This is a genomic window from Asticcacaulis sp. DW145 (assembly GCF_037101385.1).
In the GTDB taxonomy this organism is placed as follows: domain Bacteria; phylum Pseudomonadota; class Alphaproteobacteria; order Caulobacterales; family Caulobacteraceae; genus Asticcacaulis; species Asticcacaulis currens.
The window spans coordinates 875,701-888,610 of the sequence record NZ_AP029024.1 but is presented as its reverse complement, the minus strand read 5'-3'; the positions used below and the strand labels follow the sequence as shown (position 1 = coordinate 888,610).

Below are 12,910 nucleotides of genomic sequence, written 5' to 3'. Positions count from 1 at the left end.
ATCCGTGCGCGTATAAACCAAATTGAAAACACAGGAAAAAGACATGCGGCTCGCCCTCACCTTTACGGCCCTCGCCCTCAGCCTGACCGCCTGCGCCAGCGCGCCGGATGGCCATGTCTCCAGCCTGTCTTCGACCGAACAACTGACGCCGGGCAAGAGCGGGCGGACCACAACGCGCGAATACCGCGATACGGCGGCGCTCAATCAGGTGAAGCGCGTCTATCTGCACCCCACCCGCTTGGCGACCGGCAAAACCACGCGCTACACGCTGGAAGACAATGAAAAGACGCTGGTGCTGACCGAGGTCGAAGCGCAGCTCTGTTTCGAACTGGCCGAGCGTTATGTGATGGTCAGTGACCGCGCACAAAGCGATGCCGAGGTCCATTCGGCGGTGACGTGGTTTGAGCCGACCGGCACGGCCGGCTCAGGTGCGGCCGCTGTCGCCAACTTCTTCATTCCGGGCCCCTTGGGCGTTCGCCTGCCGGGGACACTGGGTGGTCTGGGGGCCGAGGCGGAAATGACGGTCAAGGACCGTCAGGTCGCCGCTATCGTCTGGGCGCGTCAGGCGCAGGCTCTGGGCACCGACTCCCCGTCCCTGTCGCGGCTGGGTGACGCGCTGCAATTTGCCGAACCGTTCGGTGACGATGCGGCGCGCGTCATGTCGCCGGAGCCCTTGCCGCCCAGCCGCAGCTATACGTCGGCAACCGACCCTTGCGCGGCCTATGGCGGGCGGATCAACGAAACGGGCTTTATTATCGACCGTGTGACCGGCCTGTATGTTCCGGCCACGCGCCCGCAGAAGACGCCTGAAAAAGCCCCCGGCACGACGCCGGAGGCTCAGAAGGATTAGGCTGTGATGAGGAATTAACCTGAGCGTTCTTCCTCCTCCCCATTTTATGGCGAGGTGCCGAGTTTACGAGGCGGAGGGGTATCTTTACACGGGTTTATCCCCCTCCGTCAGCTTCGCTTCGCTCGCTGCCACCTCCCCACTTCGTAGGGAGGAGAAGCCGCGTTAAATCTTAAATCATCACCAGGCTAGTTATTGCCACCGATCAGGTCGCCAAGGCCGCCCAGTACCGAGCCTTCACCGCGGTTCTGACCACCGCCCTGCGCGGCCGCCAGCACGCGACCGGCCAAACGTGAGAAGGGCAGCGACTGTATCCACACCTTGCCCGGCCCGGTCAGTTGCGCAAAGAAGACGCCTTCGCCGCCGAACAGCATCGACTTGACGCCGCCCGCCTGCACCAGGTCGAAATCGACCGTATCGGTAAAGGCCGCCACGCAGCCCGTGTCGATATGAAGCTGCTCACCGGGGGCCAGCGTGCGTTCAATGACCGCGCCGCCAAACTGCACAAAGACCCAGCCATCGCCTTCCAGCTTCTGCATGATGAAGCCTTCGCCACCAAACAGGCCGGTCATCACCTTGCGCTGAAAAGCGATGCCCAGTGACACGCCCTTGGCCGCCGCCAGAAACGAGTCCTTCTGACAGATCAGGCGACCGCCGACGTCCGACAACTTGATAGGGATGATAGAGCCAGGCACCGGGGCGGAAAACGCCACCCGCGCCTTGCCGTGGCCATTGTGGGTGAAGACGGTGGTGAACAGGCTTTCACCGGAAATCAGGCGCTTGCCCGCACCCAGCAGCGCGCCCATAAAGCCCTTCTGCTGACCCGATCCGTCGCCAAACACCGTGGTCATGCCGACGCTGGCATCCTTCCACACCATGCCGCCGGCTTCAGCGATAGCGCTTTCGCCGGGATCGAGTTCGATCTCGACGAATTGCAATTCTTCGCCCTTGATCTCGAAGTCGATGTCGTCGGCCACCCCGGCCTGACGATGGTGGGTGGTGGGAACGGACGCATTGCCAAACATGGGTATCTCCTGTGACTGACCCAGAAGATGTAGCGTGCGCGGGCGCAAAAGGAAGACCGGTTTTCGTTAAAAATCGGACAGGTAGCGCCGCATCCCCAACGCAACCGATTCCACACCTACTGCGCCAGATGTACGCGCACGTCTTTCCAGTGGGTTTTGAAGAACCACACCCGCCCGCCCTGCTTGACGACAGCCAGTTCGCCGTCCGACGTCCAGCGCAGCTTCACTTCGGTCCCGGCTTCAAAGGCCGACACGGCGGGCGCTTCGGCGCTATCGCCCGAATTATGCACCACCAGACGCAGATCGGGCTGACCGCCAAGGCAGGACACCTGCCGCACCTCGGCCACACGACCACCGCTGGGGGAGATGGTCCGGTCCACAAAGCTGGAGCTACAGACCGGGGCCGCCCCGCGCTCGTACAGCGCATAGCCCCAGAAGACGGCCCCCACCAGAGCCAGCGACGCCGCTATACCGGCGAACCAGTACCAATGATGGCGTTCTTTGGCATAAACATATCCGTGGGGGTGGCGCAATTCGTCATAGGCGCCGACCTTCATATGCAGTTCCTGCTCCGATACGGTACGCAGAGGTTCACCTGCGGGCATCGTCATTTCCTCCGGGCGTTAAGCTGCCCCTGTGGATAAGTTTGCGCCCGGAAGTTTACCAATGGGTAAAGAGGGTAAGGCTCTCAGCTATGTGACATTCCCCCTTGCTCCCCTGCGCCCGTTCCTCTAAATTCCGGGCATCGTTCACCGGGGTGTCCGCGCGCAAGCGGGCTGAGAATCGGACCAGCGTCCGTAAACCCGCCGAACCTGATCCGGGTCATGCCGGCGAAGGGAGTGAGTAAGCCTCTGGCGTCCGCGTTCCGCTGACAACCCGCCATCTGGCCAGACACCTGACGCGCATGATCCCTTTATTGACACGCCTGCACACCACAGGCTCAGAAAGGGATTATCAAATGAACAAGCCTATCAAGGACTTACAGCCGATCAAGGTCGAAGCCTCGCCCTTCCCCGGCTCGAAAAAGGTCTATGAACCCGGCGTTCTCTTCCCCGACCTGCGCGTGCCGTTCCGCGAAGTCGCCCTGCAAAAAGAGGCCAATGAGCCGCCGGTCAGCCTGTACGATTCGACAGGTCCCTACACCGAGGAAGGCTTTGTGCCTCAGATCGACAAGGGCCTGCCGCGCGTGCGCGAAAAGCTGGTACTCGATCGCGGCGACGTCGAATTTATCGAGGGCCGCAAGGTCAAGCCGGAAGACAATGGCAATGTCTCGGCCGAGCGTCTGGCGCCGGAATTCCCCAACCTGCCCAAGGTGATGCGCGGCAAGCCCGGCCATAAGGTGACGCAGCTCGAATACGCCCGCGCCGGCATCATCACCGCCGAGATGGAATATATCGCTATCCGCGAAAACATCCGCCGCAAGCAGGACGCCGAAGTCATCCGCGATGGCGAAGACTTCGGGGCCTCCATCCCCGACTTCATCACGCCGGAATTTGTCCGTGACGAAGTGGCCCGCGGCCGCGCCGTCATCCCGGCCAATATCAACCACGCCGAAGTCGAGCCGATGATCATTGGCCGCAACTTTCTGGTGAAGATCAACGCCAATATCGGCAATTCCGCCGTCACCTCCTCGATGGAGGAAGAGGTGGACAAGATGGTGTGGGCGATCCGCTGGGGCGCCGACAACGTCATGGACCTTTCGACCGGCCGCAACATCCACAATATCCGCGAATGGATCCTGCGCAATTCGCCCAACCCTATCGGCACCGTGCCCATCTATCAGGCGCTGGAAAAGGTCAACGGTGTCGCCGAAGACCTGACCTGGGAAGTCTATCGCGACACCCTGATCGAGCAGGCGCAGCAGGGCGTGGACTATTTCACCATCCATGCGGGCGTGCGCCTTGCCTATGTCCACCTGACGGCCAATCGCGTCACCGGCATCGTGTCGCGCGGCGGCTCGATCATGGCCAAGTGGTGTCTGGCCCACCATAAGGAAAACTTCCTCTACACCCACTTTGAGGAAATCTGTGACATCATGCGCGAGTACGATGTCACCTTCTCACTGGGTGACGGCTTGCGTCCCGGCTCGATCGCCGACGCCAATGACCGCGCACAGTTCGCCGAGCTGGAGACGTTGGGCGAACTGACCAAGGTGGCGTGGGCCAAGGGCTGTCAGGTGATGATCGAAGGCCCCGGCCACGTGCCGATGCACAAGATCAAGGCCAATATGGACAAGCAGCTGGCCACCTGCGGCGAAGCGCCCTTCTATACGCTTGGGCCACTAACCACCGACATCGCGCCGGGTTACGATCACATCACCTCCGGCATCGGGGCGGCCATGATCGGCTGGTTCGGCACGGCCATGCTGTGCTACGTCACACCGAAGGAGCATCTGGGCCTGCCCGACCGCAACGACGTGAAAACGGGTGTCATCACCTATAAGATCGCCGCCCACGCCGCCGACCTCGCCAAGGGCCACCCCGCCGCCCGCGCCTGGGACGATGCCCTCAGCCGCGCGCGTTTCGACTTCCGCTGGGAGGATCAGTTCAATCTGGGCCTCGACCCGGATACGGCCCGCGCCTTCCACGACGAGACCCTGCCGAAAGAGGCGCACAAGACGGCGCACTTCTGCTCGATGTGCGGGCCGAAATTCTGCTCGATGAAGATCACGCAAGAGGTCCGCGACTACGCCGCCAACATGACCGACAACGAAAAGGCGGACCTCGAAGCGGCGACGGGTATGGCGGAAATGTCTCAGAAGTTCAAGGATATGGGCTCAGAGGTCTATATCCCGGCCGAACCGGCGGAGTGATCCGAACAACGAAAAGAAAAAGGTCTTGGGGCCGGTTGGCCCCAAACCCCATAACCGGGCGCAGGTGGCAGCATCTGCGCCCTTTTCTTATACGGCCCGAGCCCCCCTCCGTCATCTTCGCTTGCGCTCAGATGCCACCTCCCCCGGCACGCCGGGGGAGTAGGTGTACCGAAGGCGTCGTAGCTGTGGGAGGGTTACCTGCATCAGACACGCCGGGGGAGTAGGTATGAGGAAGGACTTGCCTTAAACCTACTCCCCCAGTTTATTGGGGGAGGTGGACCGGCACCGACAGGTGCCGGGACGGTGGGGGGCTCGCAGCGGAAGGAGCATCAGGGACGGATTTTACGGCTTCAGACTCTTCGCTGACCGAAGCGCCATCGCTTTTTGACGCCCTGACGGGGCATAGGAAGGGCGGGCGGGGTCAGCCTTTAAGAAAGAGCACCGCATGACCCTCGATGACCGCTTTACGCACTTCGCCGCCGAAGCCGAAAAGACCGCCGAACGTCACCGCGCCCTTCAGCACGCCGTGGGTCAGGAACAGACCGCACCGGACGAAGACGCCGTGCCGCAGACCGGGGCGCGGCCCTATCCCGTGCCGCCCCTACCCGATCAGACTCTCGACAAGCCGGGTCAGGAAGCCGATCTTGAGCTGCAACCGATGTATGACGCCCCCTATTACAAGGGCTCGGACAAGCTGAAGGACAAGGTGGCGATCATCACCGGCGGCGATTCCGGTATCGGGCGCGCCGTAGCCGTGCTGTTTGCCCGCGAAGGGGCGGACGTCGCTATCGTCTATCTTAATGAGCACGAGGATGCGGAAAAAACCAAGGCGTTGATCGAGGCCGAAGGGCGCAAGGCCTTGCTGTTTTGCGGTGATGTCACCAATCGCGACTTCTGTTTCGCCGCGGTGGACGCCACCGTCGAAGCGTTTGGCCAACTGGACGTGCTGGTCAATAATGCGGCGTTTCAGATGCACGAGATGCAATTTGAAAAGCTCAGCCCCCAACACCTCGACACCACGCTGAAGACCAATCTCTACGGCTATGTCTATATGACCCAAGCGGCGCTGCGCCACATGCAGGCCGGGGCGGCCATCGTCAATTCCGGCTCGATCACTGGCATAGAGGGTTCAAAATCCATCGTCGATTATTCGATGAGCAAGGGCGGCATCCACGCCTTTACGCGCGCCTTGTCGGGGCAGTTGCTCGCCAAAAGCATCCGCGTCAATGCCGTGGCCCCCGGCCCCGTCTGGACGCCGCTCAACCCGGCGGAAAAGCCGTCGAAAGAGGTCGAACAGTTCGGCGCGCAAACCCCGATGAAGCGCCCGGCCCAGCCGGAGGAACTGGCCCCCGCCTATGTGTTTCTGGCGTCGAACCACTGCTCCAGCTACATTACGGGCGAAGTTTTGCCCGTCATCGGCGGCTATTGATCTTGACCCCCGCCCCTGCCACAGTCGGGCCATGTCCCGCCCCCATTCCCCGCTTCGCCGTCTGCGGCTGCTGAAAGGCCTCAAGCAAAGCCATCTGGCCGAGCTGATGGGCGTAACGCAGACGACGGTGTCGCGCTGGGAAAGCGGGGCTCTGGCCCTGCCGGATGATCAGTGGCAGCGGGCGCAGCGGCTTCTGGCCGACTCGGCGCAGGACGCCATCCTCAAGCGGCTGGTGGAAACGTCGCAGCTCAGCGTGCATCTGATCGACGACCGCACGCATGATCTGCTGGCGGTTTCACCGTCGCGGGAAGGCCTGTGGCGCGCTGAGCCGGGTGCGTTTCTGGGCAAGTCCCTGATCCGCTATGCCTCGGCGGAGATTCTGGCCGCCGAAGCCGCTCTGGAGGGTTTGGGCTGGCGCGACGGTCACCTCAGCCGCATCGAGGTCGCTACCGGCCCCAATCACCACCCCATCATCCCCATCGTCCAAAGCCGCCTGATCTGGGAACGGCTTTTGCTGTCGGACGGACGCGCGGCGCGGCTGGTGACGACGCTATAGCTCCAAGTCTCAAAGAGACTTGGCAAGGCCGACCGGCCGCCCGAGCTTGCGAGGAGCCCCATCTTCACTTTCTGCCGGCGTCTGAGCTGAAAAAGACCGCATAAAATATGCGTTGATCCCCCGCGCTCACGCCCGTATCGACGCAGGCATGATCCGCATCGACTCGCATTGGCGCCCCATCCTCCTCCTGTGGTTTACCGGCGTGCTGGCCGCCGCCGCTCTGGGCAAGTTTGCCTCCCTAAGCCCGGTCATCTCCGCCGACCTTAAGCTCTCGCGCGTCGAAGCCGGCTGGCTGGTGTCGCTGATCGAAACCGGCGGGGCCAGCCTCGGCATCATCGCCGGTTTGCTGATTGCGCGATTAGGCAGTCGCAAGGCGCTGTTGTACGGCATGGGGTTACTGACCGCCGGCGGCCTGATCGGCGCGCTGATCCCCGGCCTGTGGACCCTGTTTACCGCCCGCCTGATCGAAAGCGCCGGCTATCTGATGGTGGTCATTGCCGCACCGTCCTTGATCGCCACCGTCGCGCGGCCGCAGGATCAGGGCGCGGCACTCACCCTGTGGAGCACCTTTGTTCCGGCCGGTTTTGCCATCGGCATGGGCCTGAGCGGCGTTCTGCTGCTGTTTACCGGCTGGCGCCCCGTGCTGGTCGTGTGGGCGCTGCTGGCCGGGGGCGCCCTGTTCGCTGCCGTCCGCACCCCGGTGGTCGAGACGAAAAGCGAAACCCGGCTCGTATGGCCGCCCCTGCCCGTCTGGCTGATGTGCGCCGGGTTTGGCTTCTACACCACCCTCTTTGTCGGCCTGATCGCCATGTTCCCGCTGTTCCTTACCGAACAGGGGCAGTCGCCATCGGCCGCGGCCACCGTTACCGGCCTCGCCTCCGCCGCCACCTTAGGCGGGGCGTGGGGCGCCGCGCAGGCCCTGCACCGCGGGGAGCGGGCGCGCTGGATCGCCTTATGCGCAGGCCTGCTGGTGCCCGCCGCTCTGGCCTGCCTGATCTTTATCGGCGGTCATGCGCTGTGGCTGGCGGGGCTGATTATCGCACTCAACGCTGTATCTGGCATAGGTTCCAGCCTCGTCTTCGCCCGCCTGCCGCATATGAGCCCCGGCCTGAACGTTGCCGCCGCCAATGGCGTGCTGACGCAGTTCGGGGCGGGCGGTTCGCTGATCGGCCCGCCGTTACTCGCAGCTATTGCCGGGCACTGGGGCTGGGCGGCGCTCGGCCCGGCGGTGGCCATAGGTTCTGTGGCCGCGCTAGGCCTGATGACCGCCGCTGAGTTCAGCCGTCGCGGCCAGTTAAGCCATCGAGTCTGAAACGCCCCCTGACACACATAAAAATCGCATGAGGGCCTGAGCCTACCGTTCACAAGTGGCTTGACGCCTTCGACAACCGCCGGAATAACGGTCTCATGCACAGGGTCGAGGGCTTCTTCCAAAAGACAACACGCTGGTTCCGCCAACGGGAGGACCAGACGCTGTTTCGCTATGGCGTAGCTGTGGCCTTCTTTTCGGTGGCTCTGGGCCTGCGCTTTATAAGCGACCAGGCCCTGCCCCCCGGCTTTCCTTTCCTGACCTTTTTCCCGGCGGTCATGCTGACCGCGTGGCTGGTCGGCCTGTGGCCCGGCATCCTGTGCGCGCTGCTGAGCACTCTGGCCGCCTGGTTCTTTTTTATTCCTCCGGCCTTCAGCTTCGATCTCAGCCCGCCGGTACTGGTCGCACTGGCCTTCTTTATCGTCGTCTCCGGCGTCGATATTGCCGTGATCCACGGAATGCGGCGGGCTCAGGACAGGCTATCGGACGAGCGCAACACCAATGCCGCCTTGCTGGTGCATCAGAAGACGCTCTATGCCGAACTTCAGCACCGCATTGCCAATAATCTGGCCTTCGTGGCTAGTATGCTGACCCTGCAATCCAAGAAACTGGAAGCCAACCGCGAAGCCACCGACGCCCTGATCGATGCCCGGCTGCGTCTGGAAACCCTGTCGCGGATTCATCGCAAGCTGTATGATCCCGATAATGTCAATGTGCCGCTGCGCACCCTGCTGCGCGATATTGCCGAGGACGTGCTGCATACCCGCGACGGGCGCATCCGGCTGGAGGTCGAGGTCCCCGACATCACCCTGCCCGCCGAACAGGTGATGACCCTGTCGCTGTTTGTGGTGGAGGTGCTGACCAATTCGCTGAAACATGCCTTCAGCGGCGGTCACGGTGCGGTAACCATCCGGCTTGATGACACGAAACCCGACGTCTTTGTGTTGTCGATCCGCGATGACGGTCCGGGCCTGCCCAGCGGTTTCGACCTGTCGGCCTCCAAAAGTTTAGGAATGCGGATATTGCACAGCTTTGCCCGGACGCTGAAAGGCGATGTTGCCTTTACCAGCGACCGCGGCCTGAAGACCTGCCTGACCTTCGCCCGCGTGGCCTGAAAAAAACCCTCCGAAGTCGCTTCGGAGGGCTTTTCAACTAAAGCAGCGGAATGATTTATACAATCATTCCTCTCAAGCCGCCATTGAGGCGCCGGCCAAGGTGGCGCAAGCCACCGCCCGGCGAGGGGCTAAACAAAAGCTAGATCATTATGATCATAATGATCTAGCGACGCTCGGGGATGACCGAGTCCACCGTGTCGTCTTCGTCGTTCCAGCGGCGGATCTGAAGCTCCGCCTCGTCCTGAGCGACGCCATAGCGTTCCTGAATTTTACCGGCCAGAAGTTTGCGGTCGCCTTCGATCTGATCGAGATCGTCATTGGTCAGCTTGCCCCAGGCTTTCTGAACGTGACCCTTGAGCTGCTCCCAGCTACCTTCGATACGATTGCGGTTCATGTCGTAACTCCTTTCGTTGAAGTCCGGAGTTTACGAAGGCGTATCTAAGGTTTCGCCGCGCCATGCCGCCCGGCTTATCAAAAGTCCGACAGGACGCTAACCCATACCCCCGTTAAAGCGCCGCACCAGTTCCGCATCCAGCTTCGACACCGCGTATTTTTGCCCCCCCACATTCCGTTTCCAAACCTCGTGGCTAATATGGCTTTCCCATGGCAACTGCACCAATAGCCTCCGGCGGACAGGGGCACAGCCCCTGTACCCGATTTAGGGAGCGCGAAACCTCTATCCTGCCTCCCCAGCTTGCTGGGGATCACGGATGATGGGTGATGTGCGCCGAAGGGCTTTGAACCACAGATTTCACAGGTGGCACAGATTGGCACTGCGCGCCCCTGCGCGACGCAGACACGGATAATCTGTGAGATCTGTGGTTTCTAAAAAATCTCGCGTAGCACTGCGCTGCATTTGATAGGTCAGGCGCGGACCTGCCACAGGCTCCCGTTCGTGATTTTTGTGTTTTTGGTGGCAAAAACCTCCCCCGCCTCACATCCGGGTCCGGGGTCAACTGACCCCGGAATCTTAGCCTTGCCTAAAATCAGTTCCGCCCGTCTTCCCTGCGCCGCAATTCCGGGATTAAACTCAGCGGCAATATGGCTTTGTCAAAGGTATCCCATGCGCGCCCTGCTCGTCTCCGCTGCCCTGCTGCTGACCGCCGCTCCGGTATGGGCCGAAGAAGCCCAACCGGCCTGCCCGTCGGAGCCGGTACTGACCGGGCCTTTCACCCACTGGAGGCACGCCACCCCGGTCAGGGCCACGGCAGAGGCCAGCGATGCCCCGGTTTTGAGCGTAGGCAAGCCGGTCAAGGTAACCCTGCTTGAGGCGACCCGCGTCACCTACAAACGCGCCCGTGCCACGCCGCCGACCGGCCCGACTTTCAGCGGCACACTGAGCCTCAGCGTAACCGAGGCCGGCACCTATGGCATTGCCGCCGGGGCTGGCCTGTGGATCGACGTGGTAAATGACGGCAAAGCGCTGAAATCGAGCAAGCACGGGCACGGACCGGATTGTTCCGGCATCCGTAAGATTGTCGATTTTGACCTTCAGCCGGGCACCTATGAGGTGCGGCTTATCGACAACAAGACGGCCGATGTAACCGTGATGGTACTGAAACGATGACGACAGGCCGCTGAAGTTCAGAATTACCGCCGGATAGACACGGATGACCGTCTTCGTCGGTCGCACAAATGAACTTGGCTTAGGCACATGATTTTTTGAAGACCATTCGTGTCGCGGCCCGTTTTGCAGGCCGCATCCGTGTTTATCCGGGGTCAAAATCTTGGCTTATCAACGTATTGACACGCTTGAAACCTGAACTGACATAACAACGCCTTCCCTTGCGGTAAGGGAAAATACTTTCCGTTCACGTCAATTTTATGCTGGCGAAACGGATATTCCGGGATATGCTGAATTTTAAGGCGTCACCATAGACGTCATGAGGCACAGGGTATCCGGAGACGTTCCATGAACCTGATCGACAGGGCCAGGCGCGAATTCATTTTTCTGAAGCGGCTGTTGCGGCTGCTGCAAAACATCCGTGAGGTGGACTCCAAGTCGCCTGTGCTGGTTTGCGACGATCTCGAAGCCTCGGTGGATCGCCACGCCGCGCGCATCGCCCTGATGTTCGAGGACAAGACCCTCACCTATTCCGAAATGGACGTGATGGCCAACCGCGTGGCCAACTGGGGGTTATCGCGCGGTCTGAAGCCCGGCGATACAGTGGCCGTCTTCCTACCCAACCGGATGGAATACATCCCCATCTGGTACGGGCTGAGCAAGATCGGCGTCATTGCCGCGCTGATCAATAATGCCCTGACCGGACAAGGGCTGGCCCACTGCATCAATATCTCAACGGCCAGCCTGAGCATTGTCGATCCGGCCACCCTGCCCGCCTTCGCGGAGATTGAGGCCAGCCTGACCCGCCGTCAGGAGGTCTTTGTGCTCGATCTGGCGCAGAGCGACGAGACCGATCATCACCACTCGCTGACGCAGGCGCTGAAAGGCGTCAGCACGGTGCGTCCGGACCGCAAGATCCGGCAGGGCATGGTGGCCCACGACGCGGCACTGTACATCTATACCTCGGGCACGACCGGCCTGCCCAAGGCGGCCAAGATCACCCATGCCCGCGCCCAGCTCTATATGAAGGCCTTCCGCGGCGTGTCGCATATGAGCGAGGAAGACCGCCTGTATAACGCCCTGCCGCTATACCATTCGACCGGCGGCCTGTGCGGGGTGGGCGCGGCTCTGCTCAACGGCGGCTCGATGGTCATCAAGCGCAAATTTTCGGCCTCGGCCTTCTGGCCTGATGTGCGCAGCCTCAACTGCACCCACATCGTTTATATTGGGGAACTGTGCCGCTACCTCGTCAACGCGCCGGTGGCGGCCAATCCGGACGATGAGACCAAACACCGGCTGAAGGTCGCCTTCGGCAACGGCATGCGGCCGGAGGTGTGGACCGAGTTCAAGTCGCGCTTCAAGGTGCCGGTGATCATAGAGTTCTACGGTTCGACCGAAGGCAATGTGTCGCTGTTCAATTTTGACGGTCAGCCCGGCGCCATCGGCCGGGCGCCGGCCTACTTGCGCAACGCCTTCAATATCCGTCTGGTGCAGTTCGATGTCGAAAGCGAAACGCCGGTGCGCGGGGCGAACGGTCTGTGCATCGAGTGCAAGCCCGGCGAGGTCGGCGAAGCCATCGGCGCCATCGGCACCGATGCCCGCCACTTCTACACCGGCTATGCCGACAAGGCGGCGTCGGAAAAAAAGGTCATGCGCGACGTTTTCAAAACGGGCGACGCCTGGTTCCGTTCCGGCGACCTGATGAAGATGGACAAGGACGGCTATATCTACTTCGTGGACCGCATCGGCGACACCTTCCGCTTCAAAGGCGAGAACGTCTCGACCTCAGAGGTCAGCGAATGTTGCGCCCGGGCCGAAGGCGTCGATGAGGCCATCGTCTATGGCGTGCCCGTCCCGCACTATGACGGCAAGGCCGGAATGGTGTCGCTGATCACCGGCGAGGGCTTCTCGATCGAGGCCTTTGCGCAGCATGTGAACAGCCACCTGCCCGTCTATGCCCGGCCGCGCTTCGTGCGCCTGCTGCAAAATGCCGAAACCACCGGCACCTTCAAATACAAGAAGATGGACCTTGTGGTTGCCGGCTTCGATCCGGGTAAGGTAAGCGACCCGCTTTATGTGATGAAGACCGACGACAGCGGCTATAAGCCGATGACGGCAGAGTGCCTGAACCTGATTAACAGCGGCCAGTACCGGATGTAGATGTCCGTGTGGCTGACCTTGATCTCCCGCCGGATCAAGTCTAGCCTCCCGGCAAACACAAGACCGGGGCCTGAGACGCGTCCCAAACGAGAC

11 protein-coding genes and 1 riboswitch are annotated in these 12,910 nt (G+C 61.7%); of the genes, 8 read left to right on the top strand and 3 right to left on the bottom strand.

Translation table 11 applies throughout. The features are described 5' to 3' along the window. Positions 1-43: 43 nt before the first annotated feature. A complete protein-coding gene (locus AACH73_RS04130; RefSeq protein ID WP_338735501.1) occupies positions 44-850 on the top strand; it encodes a DUF3313 family protein in 807 nt (268 codons plus the stop codon). Between the two features lie 185 nt (positions 851-1,035). Here the strand turns inward: AACH73_RS04130 and AACH73_RS04125 are convergent, their stop codons facing one another. Together AACH73_RS04125 and AACH73_RS04120 are read right to left on the bottom strand one after the other, a co-directional pair. Continuing rightward, positions 1,036-1,872, bottom strand: coding sequence for a TIGR00266 family protein (locus AACH73_RS04125; RefSeq protein WP_272740486.1), 837 nt, complete (start codon positions 1,870-1,872; stop codon positions 1,036-1,038). Between the two features lie 116 nt (positions 1,873-1,988). Beyond that, a complete protein-coding gene (locus tag AACH73_RS04120; RefSeq protein ID WP_272740487.1) occupies positions 1,989-2,477 on the bottom strand; it encodes a hypothetical protein in 489 nt (162 codons plus the stop codon). Positions 2,478-2,615: 138 nt separating this feature from the next. Further along, positions 2,616-2,728: riboswitch (TPP riboswitch) on the top strand. Positions 2,729-2,830: 102 nt separating this feature from the next. Between AACH73_RS04120 and thiC the strand changes: the two genes are divergently transcribed. The 5 genes from thiC to AACH73_RS04095 all read left to right on the top strand — a co-directional run bounded on the left by thiC (position 2,831) and on the right by AACH73_RS04095 (position 9,093). Beyond that, positions 2,831-4,684 (top strand): phosphomethylpyrimidine synthase ThiC, encoded by a 1,854-nt coding sequence (gene thiC, locus AACH73_RS04115; RefSeq protein WP_272740488.1) that lies wholly within the window; start codon positions 2,831-2,833, stop codon positions 4,682-4,684. Positions 4,685-5,129: 445 nt separating this feature from the next. After that, the gene (locus AACH73_RS04110; protein WP_272740489.1) at positions 5,130-6,113 is read left to right on the top strand and encodes an SDR family oxidoreductase; all 984 of its coding nucleotides are present in this window, start codon (positions 5,130-5,132) and stop codon (positions 6,111-6,113) included. Between the two features lie 31 nt (positions 6,114-6,144). Further along, positions 6,145-6,669 carry a helix-turn-helix domain-containing protein gene (locus AACH73_RS04105; protein WP_338735500.1) on the top strand — a complete coding sequence of 175 codons (525 nt, stop codon included), beginning with the start codon at positions 6,145-6,147 and terminating at the stop codon, positions 6,667-6,669. Positions 6,670-6,781: 112 nt separating this feature from the next. Then, entirely contained in the window at positions 6,782-7,981 is a 1,200-nt protein-coding gene (locus AACH73_RS04100) for an MFS transporter (RefSeq protein ID WP_338735499.1), read from the top strand. 95 nt (positions 7,982-8,076) lie between these two features. After that, complete coding sequence (locus AACH73_RS04095; protein ID WP_272740492.1) at positions 8,077-9,093, top strand: DUF4118 domain-containing protein; 1,017 nt, start codon at positions 8,077-8,079, stop codon at positions 9,091-9,093. Positions 9,094-9,256: 163 nt separating this feature from the next. On the opposite strand, the gene AACH73_RS04090 is transcribed toward AACH73_RS04095, so the two are convergent. Then, positions 9,257-9,487 (bottom strand): CsbD family protein, encoded by a 231-nt coding sequence (locus AACH73_RS04090; protein ID WP_272740493.1) that lies wholly within the window; start codon positions 9,485-9,487, stop codon positions 9,257-9,259. A gap of 669 nt (positions 9,488-10,156) precedes the next feature. Here AACH73_RS04090 and AACH73_RS04085 point away from each other — a divergent pair. Together AACH73_RS04085 and AACH73_RS04080 are read left to right on the top strand one after the other, a co-directional pair. Next, entirely contained in the window at positions 10,157-10,660 is a 504-nt protein-coding gene (locus tag AACH73_RS04085; RefSeq protein ID WP_272740494.1) for a hypothetical protein, read from the top strand. Positions 10,661-11,005: 345 nt separating this feature from the next. After that, complete coding sequence (locus tag AACH73_RS04080) at positions 11,006-12,817, top strand: long-chain-acyl-CoA synthetase (protein ID WP_338735498.1); 1,812 nt, start codon at positions 11,006-11,008, stop codon at positions 12,815-12,817. Positions 12,818-12,910: the final 93 nt, after the last annotated feature.